This is a genomic window from Streptomyces manipurensis (assembly GCF_049570255.1).
GTDB classification, from domain to species: Bacteria; Actinomycetota; Actinomycetes; order Streptomycetales; family Streptomycetaceae; genus Streptomyces; species Streptomyces manipurensis.
On the sequence record NZ_CP186950.1, the window covers coordinates 1,842,807 to 1,856,497 of the forward strand.

Sequence of the window (13,691 nt, forward strand, 5' to 3'; positions counted from 1 at the left end):
GCGCGGCCAATGGGGGACATCGCGCGCGCCGACGGCTTCGACCCTCGGAATCCTTACTCAATGTGGGTGAACGGGCAGCGATCCAACGGCACTTCACCCCAAAGGGTGGTTTCCGTGCGTGGATTCGAATTGTGCTCCGCCCTCAGGCCCGCCCCGTCCTCAGGCCCGCACCGTCCCGTTCACGACCACCCGCATCGGCTGGGCGAGGCTGCGCACGTCGGCGCGCGGGTCGGATCCGTAGACCACCAGGTCCGCCGGCGCCCCTTCGGTGAGCCCCGGCCTGCCGAGCCACTCGCGCGCCCCCCAGGTCGTCGCGGAGAGCGCGGCCTGCGGCGGGATCCCGGCCTTCACCAGCTCCCCGACCTCAGCCGCGACCAGCCCGTGCGGCAGCGAGCCGCCCGCGTCGGTGCCGACGTAGACGGGGACGCCCGCCTCGTAGGCGGAGCGGACGGTGTCGTAGCGCCGCTCGTGGAGCCTGCGCATGTGGGCGGACCAGCGCGGGAACTTGGCCTCGCCGCCCGCCGCCAGCTTCGGGAAGGTCGCGATGTTCACGAGGGTGGGCACGATGGCGACCCCGCGGTCCGCGAAGAGCGGGATGGTGTCCTCGGTCAGGCCGGTCGCGTGCTCGATGCAGTCGATGCCCGCCTCGACGAGGTCGCGCAGCGAGTCCTCGGCGAAGCAGTGGGCCGTGACCCGGGCGCCCAGCCGGTGCGCCTCGGCGATGGCCGCCTCGACCTCGGCGCGCGGCCAGCACGCCGTGAGGTCCCCGGCGTCCCGGTCGATCCAGTCCCCGACGAGCTTCACCCAGCCGTCGCCGCGCAGCGCCTCGCGGCCCACGTACGCGACGAGGTCGGCGGGCTCGATCTCGTGGGCGTAGTTGCGGATGTAGCGGCGGGTGCGCGCGATGTGCCGGCCCGCCCGGATGATCTTCGGCAGGTCGTCGCGGTCGTCGATCCAGCGGGTGTCGGAGGGCGATCCGGCGTCGCGGATGAGCAGGGTGCCCGCGTCGCGGTCGGTGAGGGCCTGGCGCTCGGCGGTCTCGGCGTCGACCGGTCCGTGGGCGTCGAGCCCGACGTGGCAGTGCGCGTCGACCAGCCCGGGCAGGGCCCAGCCGGTGACCGTGGTGATCTCGCGGGCGGCCGGCGGCCGGTCGTAGGAGATCCTCCCGCCGACCACCCAGAGCTCGTCGCGGACCTCGTCGGGCCCGACCAGCACCCGTCCCTTCACGTGCAGCACATCGCTCATGGCGGCACTGTACGCGCGGCCCGCGGAGCGCGGGCGGGCGCCAGCTGCCGGTGCGGTGCCCGGCCGGCGCGGGGCCCGTCACAGGGGCAGGACGGGCCGTGTGGAGAAGTCCTCGTACAGGCCGTCGCCGTCCGGTCCGTGCACGAACTCGGCCATGGACGGGTTGCGGTTGGCGGTGGCCAGAGGGAGCCAGCCCAGCAGGTTGCCGTAGCCCCCGCACACCGACTCGCCGCCGTCCCCTCCGTGCACGGCCGCGGGGTCGCCGGTCAGTTCCGCGCGGTAGGTGTCGTGGGCGATGCGCAGCCCGAAGGCGCTCGGCCCGTTCTGCGGGCCGCCGCGGTCCCCGTACGGGATCCGGTCCAGCGGGCAGTCGTCGCCCCAGCGGAAGAGGGTGGCCGCACCGGCGCCGCAGGCGTACTCCCATTCGTCGGGGGTGGGCATCCGCAGGCCGCGGGCGGCGAGGACGTCCGGGACCTCGGCGGGCGGGACGGTCAGCTCCTCGTCCTCCACCGCCACGAGCAGCGCGGGCAGATCGGCGCTGCGCCGCGGGCTCAGCAGGCCGGCGAGGTGGGCGCGCAGGTCGGGGCCGGAGCCGAAGCCCTGCTCCAGGCTCGCCGCGTAGTCGGCCTCCTGACCGGGCGCCGGCCGCCAGCGGTCGAGGTCGAAGCCGACGGACACCGTGCCCCCCGGCACGAGGGCGAACGCCTGCCCGTCCCGTTCGATGCGGACCCGGTGCAGGGGCGCGCCCCGGTGCGGAGCGGTCTCGAAGCCCGTCAGGCGGCCGTCGGCCGCGTCGGCGGCCCGCTGCGCGAGGCGCCGGGCCGCCGCCGGGTCGAGGGAGCACCAGTGGCTGAGGGTGAGTTCGGCGAGGGACATGGCGCGCAGTCTGGCACCCGGGTCCGACAACGGGACCCGTGCTCGCGCGCGGGGTTTCAGGCCCGGTCCTCCAGGGCGTTCAGCAGCCGGTCCACGTCCGCCTCCGTGGTGTAGAGATGGAACGAGGCGCGCAGCAGGCCGGCCCGGGCCGAGGTGGCGATCCCCGCTGCCTGGAGGGAGGCCTGGCGGCCGGCGAGTCCGGGGACCGAGACGATGGCCGCCCGGCCGGGCACCGGCTCGTGGCCCAGGCGGGCGAGACCGGCGCGGTAGCGGGCGGCGAGGGCGGTGTTGTGGGCGTGGACGGCGTCGATGCCGATCCGTTCGAGCAGCGCCAGCGAGGGCTCGGCCGCGTGGTAGGCGAGGAAGCCCGGCGACTCGTCGAACCGGCGGGCCCCGTGGGCCAGTTCCGGCATGGGGCCGTAGGTGGCGTCCCACATGGACTCGGCCGCGACCCAGCCGGCGTGGAGCGGGACGAGGGAGTCCTGGGCCTCACACGACACGGTCAGGTACGAGGCGCCGCGCGCGCCGAGCAGCCACTTGTAGCCGGCGGTGACCGTGTAGTCGTACGGCGAGGCGTCGAAGGGGAACCAGCCCGCCGCCTGGGTCGCGTCCACGAGCATCCGGGCGCCGTGTGCGGCGGTGGCGGCGCGCACGGCCGCCAGGTCGGCGATCCGGCCGTCGGCGGACTGCACGGCGCTGAGCGAGACGAGGGCGGTGTCCGGGCCGACGGCCTCGGCGAGGGCGGCGAGCGGCGCGTAGCGCACCGTGAGGTCGCCGCGCACCACGAAGGGGTTGATCACGGAGGCGAAGTCGCCCTCCGGGCAGAGGACTTCGGCGCCGGACGGCAGGGAGGCGGCGACGAGGCCGACGTGGGTGGCCACGGCCGAGCCGACGGCCACCCGGCCGGTGTCCACGCCGACCAGGCGGGCGAAGGCCGCCCTGACCCGGTCGACGCGGTCGAAGTCCCCGAAGCCCGCGGGGGCGCCGGCCCCCGCGGCCTCGGCCAGCTCACGTACGGCCGCGACGGCGGACAGCGGGAGGACGCCGCAGGTGGCGGTGTTGAGGTAGGTGGTGGAGGGAGCGAACTCGGCACGGGTCGCCTCGGCGAGCGGAAGATCCATGCCCTCCACTCTGCGTGAGGGGGGACCCAAAGTCCATTGCCGATTTTTACGCGTCCACCCCAAGGAATACTTATACCTGTGGGACCGCGCAGGACCCGTCGGGCTCGCACGCGTCGGCGGGGTCGGCCGGCTCCTCCACGGCCCGGCCGGCCCACGCCTGCTCCAGGGCCCGGGTGAACACCTCGGCCGGCTGGCCGCCCGAGATCCCGTAGCGGCGGTCCAGGACGAAGAACGGCACGGCGTTCGCGCCCAGCTCCGCGGCCTCGCGCTCGTCGGCGCGGACCTCGGCGGCGTAGGCGGAGTCGTCGGCGAGGACGGCGCGTACCTCGGCCTCGTCCAGCCCGGCCTCCACGCCGAGGGCGGCCAGCACCTCGGGGTCGAAGACGGAGCGCTCCTCGCCGAAGTTGGCCCGGAACGCGAGGTCGAGCAGTTCTTCCTGGCGGCCCCGGGCGGCCGCCAGGTGCAGCAGCCGGTGGATGTCGAAGGTGTTGCCGTGGTCACGGCCCTCGGTCCGGTACGTCAGCCCCTCGGCGCGGGCGCTCTGCGCGACGTGCTCCTCCATCGCGCGCGCCTCGTCGAGGGTGCGGCCGTACTTCCGGGCCAGCATCTCCACGACCGGGGCGGTCACGCCCTTGGCGCCGCCCGGGTCGAGCTCGAAGGACCGGAAGACGACCTCCACCTCGTCGCGGTGGGCGAACTCCGCCAGCCCCTTCGCGAAGCGGGCCTTGCCTATGTAGCACCACGGGCAGGCGATGTCGCTCCAGATCTCGACGCGCATGTTCCTTCTTCTCTCCGGGGTCGCGGGGTACGGGGTACCGGGTACGGGGTACCGGGACGAAACGGTTTCTTCGGCCAAGGGTGGTCAACCGTCCGCCCCCGCGTCTCATTCCCCGGACGCCGCGGGGCCGGGACCGATCTCCAGCCGGAGGATGCGGTGGGTGCCGGCGGCCCCGTCGTCGGCGGGGTCCGGGGTCCAGCCCTGGGCGGCGTAGAAGGCCTGGGCGCGCAGGTTGTGCTCGTAGACCTCCAGCCGGACGCGGCGGACCCCGGTGCGGCGCCAGGCCTCCAGGCAGGCGGCGTGCAGGGCGGCGCCGGTGCCGCGGCGCCAGTGGTCAGGGTCGACGTGCAGCTGGGTGAGCGTGGTCACACCGTCCTCGGTCCGGTAGGCGGCCACTCCGGTGAGCCGTCCGTCCTGTTCGGCGCAGAGGACCCCGCCCTCGGCGGGGTCGCGGGCCACCGCGCGGGTCCAGCCCTCGCGGGTCCGGTCCCGTTCGGCCTGCCCGGCGTAGGCCTCCTCGGGTATGTGGCCCTGGTAGTAGGTGGCGCGGGCCCGGGTGTGGAGGGCTGCGATGGCGTCGAGGTCGGCGGGGTGCGCGGTCCTGATCATGGATGAGGACACGCGCCGGGAACCTCCGGCGGTTCCCGGCGCACGGCGGCCGCGGCGGCCGCGGCGGGCCGGGCTACTTCTTCAGCCAGGCCTGCATCATCTTCTGGGCGATCGGGGCGGCCAGCTTGCCGCCGCCGATCTCGGAGCGGTCGGTGTCGGAGTTCTCGATGACCACGGCGACGGCGATCTGCTTGCCGCCCTGCTTGCCGTAGGAGGTGAACCAGGCCAGCGGCGCGAGGCTGTTGTTGACGCCGCGCTGCGCGGTGCCGGTCTTGCCGCCCACTTCGGCACCCGCGACCTGCGCCGGCTTCCCGCCGCCCTCGGTGGCCACCGTGCGCATGGCGTCGCGGATCATCGAGGCCGTGCTCTCCTTCATGACCTGCTGGGACTTGGGGTCCTTGAAGCTCTCCAGCACGTTGCCGTTGGCGTCGGTGACCTCCGAGACCATGTGCGGGGCGACGAGCTTGCCGCCGTTCTCGACGGCCGCCGTCACCATGGCCATCTGCAGCGGGGTGGCCTGCACGTCGAACTGGCCGATGCCGGTCTGGGCGACCTGGTCGACGGACATCTTCTTCGACGGGTACTTGCTCGGCGGGTTGGTGCGGACCGGGGTGTCGATCTGCGTGTTGAAGCCGAGCTTCTCGGCGGTCGCGCGCATCTTGTCCTGGCCGAGCTTGTACGCGAGCTCGGCGAAGACGTTGTTGCAGGACAGCCGCAGGGCGGTGCGCACCGAGACGTTGTTGCAGGCCGCGGAGCCCGCCTCGCTGGGCAGCAGGGTGCGGGTGCCGGGGATCGTGTACGGGTCGGGGATCCCGGTCGGCCGGTCGATGTCGGAGACGAGCCCGTTCTCGATGGCCGCGGTGAGGGTGACCAGCTTGAAGGTGGAACCGGGCGCCTGGGGCTTGCGGAGCGCCACGTTCTCCATGGCCTTGCCCTTGTCCGCGGAGAGCTCGGTCCAGGCCTTCTCGTCGTTGGCCCCGGCGATGGTGCCCGGGTCGAAAGAGGGGTTGTTCACGACGGCGAGGATCTCGCCGGTCCCGGGGTCCAGGGCCACGGCCGCGCCCTGCTTGCCCTGGAGGGCGTCGTAGGCGGCCTTCTGCACGTCCTTGTCGATGGTGGTGAGGACGTTGCCCGGGGCGGCCCGCTTGTTGGTGAGCATGTCCATCACGGTCTTCAGCCGGCTGTCGGAGCCGTTGAGGACGTTCTTGTAGATGCCCTCCAGCATGCTCGTGCCGTAGACCTGGGAGCTGTAGCCGGTCACCGGCGCGTAGAGGGGGCCGTCGACGTAGGTCCGCTTGTAGCCGAAGTCCTTGCCGCCCGTCTTCTCCGAGCCGGTGATCGCCTCCCCGCCCACGATGATGTTGCCCAGCGGGTTCTCGTACTGCCCGATGACATTGCGGCGGTTGTTCTTGTCTTCTGCGAGGGCCCGGCCTTGGTACGCCTGCACCCAGGTGACCCGCACCAGCAGGGCCAGCACCAGGAGCAGACAGAAGACCGACGCACGCCTGATCGTCTTGTTCATCTCCCGGAGAGACGTCCCAGCGGCCCGGGCCGTTCCGCTCTGCCCCGATTGTGGCCGGGTTCTCAGCTTTTCTTCATGATGGCGTCGGCGCTCCCCGCTGCCCCGCGCGGCGGCCGCGCCCCGCCTCACATCCGGCGCGTCACCATCGTCAGCCGGTCCCGCGCCTCGAACAGCGCCGCCTTGATGACCTGTTCGTGCGCCGGCGTCAGCCGCGCCACCGGGACCGAGCAGCTCACCGCGTCCCGGGCCGGCGTGCGGTAGGGCACGGCCACCCCGAAGCAGCGCAGCCCGAGCGTGTTCTCCTCCCGGTCCACCGCGTAGCCCTGTTCCCGCACCAGCGCCAGCTCCTCGATGAGCAGCTCACGGTCGGTGGTGGTGTGCTCGGTCACGGCCTCCAGCCTCCGCGGCAGCAGCGCCCGCACCTCCGCGTCCGTGTGCGTGGCCAGCAGGGCCTTGCCGAGGGCCGTCGAGTGCACGGGAAGCCGCCGCCCGACCCGGGTGAAGGGCCGCAGGTAGTGCCGGGACGGCCGGGTGGCCAGGTAGACCACGCTGGTCCCGTCCAACCGGGCCAGGTGGATGGTCTCCGTGGTGTCGTCGGACAGCCGGTCGAGGGTGGGCCGGGCCGCGGCGACGACCTCGTCGCCGTCGATGTAGGAGCTGCCGACCAGGAGGGCCCGCACGCCGATGCCGTAGCGGGTGCCCGTCGCGTCCGTCTCCACCCAGCCCAGGTTCACCAGCGTGCGCAGCAGCATGTAGAGGCTGGACTTGGGGAGGGAGAGGTCGTTCTGGATGTCGGCGAGGCTGTGCAGGCCCGGGCGTGCGGCGAAGTGCTCCAGCAGCAGGACCGTCCGTACCGCCGATTTGACCGGTGCCGCCTGGGCGGGGACCCCCGACTCGGCCGTCGTCATACGCCTGCTTCCCCTCTGGTCGCCTCTTGTCACGCGGAGGACCCGGAAATAGAGTCCGCAGCAGATGTGATCATTCATCCACCGGAACGGCGTTCAGAATACTGAACGATCCAGGAGGCAGTGGGCCATGACAGCGACACCAGTCTGGAGTGTGGACCCCCGCACCGGGAAGCAGCGCGAACAGGTTGCGGTGGAGGCCACACCCCACGAGGTGGACGAAGCCGTACGCGCCGCCCACGCGGCCCGCGGCGCCCTCGCGGACGCCCCCGCGCGGGCGGCCTTCCTGCGCGCCGCCGCCGCGCTCCTCGACGAGTCCGCCGCGCACGTCATCGAGGCCGCCGACGCCGAGACCGCACTCGGGCCGGGCCGGCTCACCGGCGAACTGGCGCGCACCAGCGGCCAGCTGCGCGCGTTCGCCGACGCCGTGGACGAGGGGTCCCACCTCGACATCAGGATCGACCGCGCCGACCCCACCCTCAGCCCGCCGCGCCCCGAGCTGCGCCGCTACAAGGTCCCGCTCGGCGTCGTGGCCGTCTACGCCGCCTCCAACTTCCCCCTCGCCTTCTCCGTACCCGGCGGTGACACGGCGAGCGCGCTGGCCGCGGGCTGCCCGGTGGTCGTCAAGGCGCACCCCGACCACCCCGCCACCTCCGAGCTGTGCGCCTCGCTGCTGCGCCGGGCCGCCGTCGCCGCCGGACTGCCCGCCGACGTGGTGCGCGTGGTGCACGGCTTCGACGCGGGCCTGGAACTGATCCGGCACCCGCTGGTGTCCGCCGCCGGGTTCACCGGATCGGTCCGGGGCGGGCGCGCCCTGTTCGACGCGGCCGCCGCCCGGCCCGTCCCCATCCCCTTCCACGGCGAACTGGGCTCCCTCAACCCGGTCGTGGTCACCCCGGCCGCCGCCGCCGAACGCGCCGAGGAGATCGGTGCCGGGCTCGCGGGCTCGGTCACGCTCGGCGTCGGCCAGTTCTGCGTGAAGCCCGGCCTGGTGCTGGTCCCCGAGGGCACCGACGGCGACCGGCTCACCACCGAACTCACCAAGGCACTCGGCGAGACCGAGCCGGGCGTGCTGCTCGACCACCGCATGCGGGAGAACTTCGTCTCCGGGGTCCGCGAACGCGCCGCCCTGCCCGGCGTGGAGGCGCCCGTGACGCCCGGCTCCGGCGGGGAGCACACCGTCGGGGCCGGATACCTGAGCGTGAGCGCCGCGGACCTGCTGGCGGGCGAGGGGTACGAGCTCCTCCTGGAGGAGTGCTTCGGCCCGGTGACCGTCGTGGTGCGCTACGCCGGCCAGGACGAGGCCGACGCGGTCCTCGGACGGCTGTCCGGCAACCTGAGCGCCACCCTCCAGCTGTCGGCCGCCGAGGCGGCGGGCGCCCCGGGCCCGGCGCGCGCGCTGATCGAACGGGTCACCGCGCTGGCAGGCCGAATCGTGGTCAACGGCTGGCCGACCGGTGTGGCGGTGGCCCCCGCCCAGCACCACGGCGGCCCGTACCCGGCCGCCACCTCGCACTCCACCTCGGTGGGGGCGACGGCGATCGAGCGCTGGCTGCGCCCGGTGGCCTACCAGTCGATGCCGGACGCCCTCCTTCCGCCCGAGCTCCGCGAGGCCAACCCGCTGGGTCTGCCCCGCCGGGTGACCGGCGCCTGACCACGGCCGGCCGGGGGAAACACCGGGTGAGGCAAGGGAACGGCACGGCACCTCCGGTCGTTCTTGGGGCATGACCGCTATGACCCCTGGATCCAACCTGCCGCTCAATGCCGTCCGCGTGACGGTGGACGTGGCCGCGCCGGTGCGGCTCGACGTATCGGCCCTGCTCCTGACGGCCGACGGCAAGGTGCGCTCCGACGCCGACTTCATCTTCTTCAACCAGCCCACCGGGCCCGGTGTCGTCTACCGGTCCGGCGGGGGCGCGGCGCCGGACTCGGTCACCGTGGACACTTCCGCGGTGCCCCCGGGCATCGAGCGGATCGTGGTCACGGCCAGCCCGGACGCCGCCGGGCAGACCTTCCAGGGCATCGAGCCCACGGCCACCGTGCGCAACGCCGACGGCGGCGCGGTGATCGCCGCCTTCACCCCGCCGCAGCTCGCGACCGAGACCGCGCTCGTCGTCGTCGAGATCTACCAGCGGGGCGGCGTGTGGAAGGTGCGCGCCGTCGGCCAGGGGTACGCGAACGGCCTCGCCGGCATCGCCACCGACTTCGGCGTCTCCGTCGAGGAGGAGCCGGCTCCCGCGGCGGCCGCCCCGGTGGCCCCGCCCGCCCCCGCCGCTCCCCCGGCGCCGCCGGCCCCGGCCGCCTCCTACCCGCCCTCCCCCTGGCTGGGCGGCGCCACGACGCCCGCCGCCCCGCAGGCTCCGGCCCCCGCGCCGGCCGCGCCCCCGGCCGCACCGGCCGCCTCCGGGAAGATCAACCTGGACAAGGGGCGGATCAGCCTCCAGAAGAACCAGACCGTGTCCCTGGTCAAGGGCGGCCGCCCGCTGCTCTCGCAGGTCAAGATGGGCCTGGGCTGGGAGCCGGCCTTCCGCGGCGGGGACATCGACCTCGACGCCTCCGTCATCGCCTACGGCCCGCAGCGCAACCACATCGACAGCTGCTACTTCGGCAAGCTGTCCATCCTGAACGGCGCCATCAAGCACTCCGGGGACAACCTCACCGGCGAGGGCGCCGGTGACGACGAGGTCATCGTCGTGGACCTCGGCCGGCTCCCCGCCGAGGCCACCGGCCTGGTCTTCACGGTGAACTCCTTCTCCGGCCAGAAGTTCACCGACGTCGCCAAGGCCTACTGCCGTCTGATCGACGCGGCGAGCGGCGAGGAGCTGGTGCGCTTCGACCTGACCTCCGCCGAACCGCAGACCGGCGTGATGATGGCGAAGCTCATCCGGCAGTTCTCCGGGGAGTGGGAGATGACGGCCATGGGCGAGTTTGTGAAGTCGCGCACAGTGCGCGGCATGGTCAAGCCCGCCGCGCAGGCACTCTGAGCAGGTGGGCGGGCACGTGCGGCCACCGGGGCGCGGGGCGGGTGATGGAAACCACGCGTCATACGCGAGTCGCTGTCCGTGCCCGCCCGTAGCCTTGTAGGCATGCACCAGACACTCACACCCGCGGGGCCCGCCCGCCCGTCCGCCGCCGAGGCGAACGAGGCGATACGGCACCTCGTCGAGACCCGGGTGGACGGCGAGTGGCCTTCGGAGGCGTACGAGTTCCTGCTCTCCGAGTGGGCCGAGGCCTCCCGTGCGGAGGTTTCCGCCGTCCCGTGACACGGCAGCGGCGCGGACCCGAAGGCCCGCGCCGCCCGCCTGTTGCCGCCCGTCACCGCCCGGCAGGGCGTCAGTGTGCGCGCCGCCACGGCCCGGTGACGGCCAGCATGATCCCCGGGTCCTGGATGTTGGCGTAGAGGGTGCGCCCGTCCGGGGCGAAGCAGACCCCGGTGAACTCCGCGTACTCGGGCTCCTCGGGCGTTCCGATGTTCAGCTCGTTGCGGGCCAGCGGGTAGGTGCGGCCGGACTCGGTCGCGCCGAAGAGGTGCTGCAGCCCCGAGCCGTCCTCCGCGATGACGAGGCCTCCGTACGGGGACACCGTGATGTTGTCGGGGCCGTCGTACCCGCCGTCCGCCGAGGGATCGGCGTTCACCCCGATCAGCACGGTCAGCCTCATGGTGCGCCGCTTGGGGTCGTAGAACCAGACCTGACCGTCGTGTGCGCCGCCGGGGCTCTCCTCACGGGCGTAGGAGGAGACGAAGTAGGCGCCGCCGTCGGCCCACCACATGCCCTCCAGCTTCCGCCCGCGGGTCACCTCGTGGTCCGCGAACTGCCGGCGCACCGGCACCGTCCGGGCGTCGCGGTCCGGCACGTCCACCCAGTCGACCCCGTAGACGGTGCCGATCCGCGTGGCGCGCGAGAGGTCGTCGACGAACCGCCCCGAGCTGTCGGTGCACTTGGCCGCCTGGAGCGCCCCCGCGTCGGGGGCGAGCGTACGGAGCCGGCCGCGTCCGTGCCGGAAGCCGCGCGGCGGGGTCCAGCGGTAGAGCAGGCCGTTCGGGCCGGAGGCGTCCTCGGTCAGGTAGGCGTGGCCCTGGCGCGGGTCGATGACCACGGCCTCGTGGTCATAGCGGCCGAAGGCCTTGACCGGCCGCGGGTCCCGGTTGGCGCGGCGGTCGTGCGGGTCGACCTCGAAGACGTAGCCGTGGTCCTTGGTCATGCCGTTCTTGCCCGCGAGGTCGGAGTTCTCCTCGCAGGTCAGCCAGGTGCCCCAGGGGGTGGCTCCGCCCGCGCAGTTGGTGGAGGTGCCGGCGATGCCCACCCATTCGGCGACCTCGCCGCCGCGCCGGACCTCGACGACGGTGCAGCCTCCGGCCGCGGCCGGGTCGTAGACCAGGCCCTCCGCGAGCGGGACGGGGCGGTCCCAGGTCTCCCGCCGGCCCTTCAGCTCGTGGTTGTTGACCAGGAGGGTGACGCCGCGTTGGCCCTCGAACGCGGCCGTCCCGTCGTGGTTCGACGGGGTGGTCTCGCCGGACTCCAGCCGGGTGACACCGCTGTGCGTGATGACGCGGTAGGTGAATCCGGCGGGGAGGGCGAGGATCCCGGCCGGGTCGGGGACCAGCGGGCCGTAGCCGGGCTCGCAGGGCCGGCCGCGCTCGTCGCGGTGGGTGCCGTCGTCGGCCGCCAGCGCCCCCGGGGCGGTGGCGAGCGCGCCGACCGTCCCGGTGAGCGCCACGCCCGCACCGGCGATGACGGTGCGGGCGGTGAAGTCTCTACGGCTGAGCGGCATCGGGTCTCCAGGGGTGGGGAGTGGTGCGCCTGTCGTGCGGTCGTCGGCGCACACGCTCCCGCCCGCACGTGAACGGCGGCTGAACTACCCACGAAGGGGAACCGACCCCTTGCCGGTCGGCGGAATGGCCAACTCCGCACCAGGAACGGCGCATTGTCGCCACCGCCCCGGATCGGCCCTAGGGGCGCCGGGAGCGTGCCTTGAAGGCCGCCTTGCGGGCCTCCTTCGCCGTCTTCCGGTCCGGGTGCAGCCGCCCCATCGCCTCCAGGACGTACGCCGTCGAGGGGTGGTCGACCCGCCACACCTGCTCGAAGAACTCCGCGTGGTGGGCGGTCAGGGTCTCCATGAGCAGCGGCAGTTCCTCCGTCTCCCCGTCGGCGGCGAGCTGCGCCGCGATGGTGTCGACGGTCAGCCAGAACACCATCTCCGGGTCGGGTGCCGGTACGTCGGCCGCCCCGCGCTCCGCCAGCCAGACCCGGGCGAGCCCGCCGAGCTCCGCGTCGTCCAGGACGGAGCGCACCGCCGCTTCGGCCTCCGGTCCGGCGGGGGCCAGGGCTTGCTGGCAGCGCAGCCGGCGCAGCGGGCCACCCTCGTCGTCGCCGCGGGCCGCGGCCAGCAGTTCCGTGACGGCCGCGGGCAGTTCGCGGCCGGCCAGCCACTGCTCGATCTCGGCCTGCGCGGCGCCCTCGGGGTAGTGGGAGACGGCGTCGAGGAGCGCGTCGGCGCCCTTGTCCGCCAGCTCGCCGACGGCGGGCGCCTCGGCCCCCGCCTCCAGCAGCCGGGCCCGGATCCCGTACAGGCCGAGCGGGGTCAGGCGGACCATGCCGTAGCGGGAGACGTCCTCGTCCTCGTCGGCTCCGTCACCGCCCGCCGTACCCGCGGCGATCTCCTCGTCCCCGGCCTCCGCCATGAGCTCCTCGTCGACCGGGCGGAACTCCACCAGCCCGATGGGCTCCAGCTGCCGGAACTGGTCGTCGAGGCGCATCATCGCGTCCGACACCTGTTCCAGCACGGCGTCGGTCGGGTCGCCCATCCCGTCGGGCACGACCATGGACGCGGCGAGCACCGGCAGCGGCACCGGGCGGTCCGCCGCCCCGCCCCCGGCGACGGTGAGCAGGTAGAGGTTGGTGAGGACCCCGTCGAGGAAGTCCGCCTCGCGTCCCGGGTTCCAGTCGAGGCGGTGGAAATCGATCTCGCCGCCGGCGTCCAGGGCGTCGACCAGGTCGTCCAGGTCGGGCACCGCCGCGTCGGCGAGCACGGTGTCCAGGGCGGCGAGCCACAGGTCGAGGACGTCTCCGGGGGCGCCGCCCGTCACCAGCGCGAGGTCCTCGCCGGGCGCGGCCGTGCCGAAGGCCTCGTCGGCTTCCGGCGCGCTCCCGCCGTCAGCGGCGTCCTCGTCCGGCTCGGTCACCTCCACCAGCCCGGTGTCGAGGGCCACCCGCCACGCCTGGCTCGCGTACCCGGCGGAGTCCGCGTCGCCGGTGTCGAGGCCGAGGTGCGCCGCGGCCTCGGACAGCTGCTCGGCGGCGAGCTCGCCGCCGGCGCCGACGCGCGTCGCGGGCCCGGCCCACCGGGCGAGCCGCACGGCCCGGGCGAACAGCGGGGCGCCGAGCGCGTCGCGGGCCAGCTCCGCGTCGGAGTGCAGCCGTACCGGCGGCAGTGTGGGGTGCGACTCAGCGGACATGCGGCGGGTCTCCTCGCGGACGCGGTGGGGTGGAGCGGGCAGTGACGGGCGCCACTGCGGCCGCTCCGTCATGTACGCCCGAAAACCGGCGACATGGCCGACATGACGGGCGGTGCGGGCATGGCGGATGTGGCGCAGACGACACTCCCGGCCGCCATGCGGCGCTCCAGCGTAGACG

General features: G+C 73.9%; 12 protein-coding genes. 3 read left to right on the top strand and 9 right to left on the bottom strand.

Annotation, left to right across the window (positions count from 1 at the left end):
- Positions 1–159 precede the first annotated feature (159 nt).
- The 7 genes from ACPU2J_RS08485 to ACPU2J_RS08515 all read right to left on the bottom strand — a co-directional run bounded on the left by ACPU2J_RS08485 (position 160) and on the right by ACPU2J_RS08515 (position 7,059).
- Complete coding sequence (locus tag ACPU2J_RS08485; RefSeq protein ID WP_420081181.1) at positions 160–1,245, bottom strand: amidohydrolase family protein; 1,086 nt, start codon at positions 1,243–1,245, stop codon at positions 160–162.
- A 78-nt stretch (positions 1,246–1,323) separates the two neighbouring features.
- Positions 1,324–2,121, bottom strand: a complete 798-nt coding sequence (locus ACPU2J_RS08490) for a hypothetical protein (protein WP_423833030.1) — start codon at positions 2,119–2,121, stop codon at positions 1,324–1,326.
- A 56-nt stretch (positions 2,122–2,177) separates the two neighbouring features.
- Entirely contained in the window at positions 2,178–3,242 is a 1,065-nt protein-coding gene (locus ACPU2J_RS08495; protein WP_423833031.1) for an aminotransferase class V-fold PLP-dependent enzyme, read from the bottom strand.
- 70 nt (positions 3,243–3,312) lie between these two features.
- Positions 3,313–4,020, bottom strand: coding sequence for a DsbA family oxidoreductase (locus ACPU2J_RS08500; protein WP_420081178.1), 708 nt, complete (start codon positions 4,018–4,020; stop codon positions 3,313–3,315).
- Positions 4,021–4,125: 105 nt separating this feature from the next.
- Positions 4,126–4,641 carry a GNAT family N-acetyltransferase gene (locus ACPU2J_RS08505; RefSeq protein ID WP_420081177.1) on the bottom strand — a complete coding sequence of 172 codons (516 nt, stop codon included), beginning with the start codon at positions 4,639–4,641 and terminating at the stop codon, positions 4,126–4,128.
- Positions 4,642–4,702: 61 nt separating this feature from the next.
- Positions 4,703–6,151 carry a peptidoglycan D,D-transpeptidase FtsI family protein gene (locus ACPU2J_RS08510; protein WP_361591788.1) on the bottom strand — a complete coding sequence of 483 codons (1,449 nt, stop codon included), beginning with the start codon at positions 6,149–6,151 and terminating at the stop codon, positions 4,703–4,705.
- Between the two features lie 125 nt (positions 6,152–6,276).
- Positions 6,277–7,059 carry an IclR family transcriptional regulator gene (locus ACPU2J_RS08515; RefSeq protein WP_361591796.1) on the bottom strand — a complete coding sequence of 261 codons (783 nt, stop codon included), beginning with the start codon at positions 7,057–7,059 and terminating at the stop codon, positions 6,277–6,279.
- Positions 7,060–7,186: 127 nt separating this feature from the next.
- On the opposite strand from ACPU2J_RS08515, the gene ACPU2J_RS08520 reads away from it, so the two are divergent.
- The 3 genes from ACPU2J_RS08520 (at position 7,187) to ACPU2J_RS08530 (ending at position 10,319) form a co-directional block, all read left to right on the top strand.
- Entirely contained in the window at positions 7,187–8,710 is a 1,524-nt protein-coding gene (locus tag ACPU2J_RS08520; protein ID WP_361591798.1) for an aldehyde dehydrogenase (NADP(+)), read from the top strand.
- Positions 8,711–8,780: 70 nt separating this feature from the next.
- Positions 8,781–10,040: a TerD family protein gene (locus tag ACPU2J_RS08525; RefSeq protein WP_361591800.1), complete on the top strand. Its 1,260-nt coding sequence runs from the start codon at positions 8,781–8,783 to the stop codon at positions 10,038–10,040.
- A gap of 102 nt (positions 10,041–10,142) precedes the next feature.
- On the top strand, positions 10,143–10,319 hold the full coding sequence (locus ACPU2J_RS08530; RefSeq protein ID WP_361591801.1) for a hypothetical protein: 177 nt from the start codon (positions 10,143–10,145) through the stop codon (positions 10,317–10,319).
- Between the two features lie 70 nt (positions 10,320–10,389).
- Here the strand turns inward: ACPU2J_RS08530 and ACPU2J_RS08535 are convergent, their stop codons facing one another.
- Together ACPU2J_RS08535 and ACPU2J_RS08540 are read right to left on the bottom strand one after the other, a co-directional pair.
- Positions 10,390–11,829, bottom strand: a complete 1,440-nt coding sequence (locus ACPU2J_RS08535; protein WP_423833032.1) for an alkaline phosphatase PhoX — start codon at positions 11,827–11,829, stop codon at positions 10,390–10,392.
- Between the two features lie 178 nt (positions 11,830–12,007).
- Entirely contained in the window at positions 12,008–13,513 is a 1,506-nt protein-coding gene (locus ACPU2J_RS08540) for a hypothetical protein (protein WP_420081175.1), read from the bottom strand.
- Positions 13,514–13,691: the final 178 nt, after the last annotated feature.